At 74.9% G+C, this 459-nt stretch carries 1 protein-coding gene; it reads left to right on the forward strand.

Going from position 1 to position 459, the window contains the following annotated elements:
- Positions 1-143: 143 nt before the first annotated feature.
- The coding region (locus J0695_RS42545) for a PAS domain-containing protein (protein ID WP_206970128.1) at positions 144-459 on the forward strand (316 nt) is incomplete at its 3' end.

Consider the following 459-nt stretch of genomic DNA (forward strand, 5'->3'; position numbering starts at 1 on the left):
GTCTCGGGGGGACTCCCGTCTCTCGCGTCCCGCCTGCGGAAACCCGGCCGGACGGGGTTCCGGTCCACACCCGCCTCCGACGCACTAGGGTGGAACTCTGGCGATCGACCAGTTCACGGTGAGTGTGCGATGGAGTGGCGACGATGAGGGCGGACGACCCGTTCGACGATCCGGTGACGGCTCGGGCCGTCATCGCCGCCGACGGCACCGTCACCCGGTGGAACGAGGCCGCCCGGCGGCTGCTGGGCCACCGGGCCGAGGACGTGGTCGGCCGCCCGGCGGCCCGCCTGCTCGCCAACGGAGCACAGCCTCCCCGGCCGCCGGCCGACACGCGCTGGAGCGGCACGCTCGCACTCCGGCACCGGGATGGCCGCACCGTCACCGTGTGGCTGCTCGCCCACCGCGGCCGGCCGGAGGAAGGCGAGGCCGACGACTGGCTGGCCGTCACCCCGTTGCCGT

Origin of the sequence: Streptomyces beijiangensis (genome assembly GCF_017315755.1) — a bacterium.
Classification (GTDB): Bacteria; Actinomycetota; Actinomycetes; order Streptomycetales; family Streptomycetaceae; genus Streptomyces; species Streptomyces beijiangensis.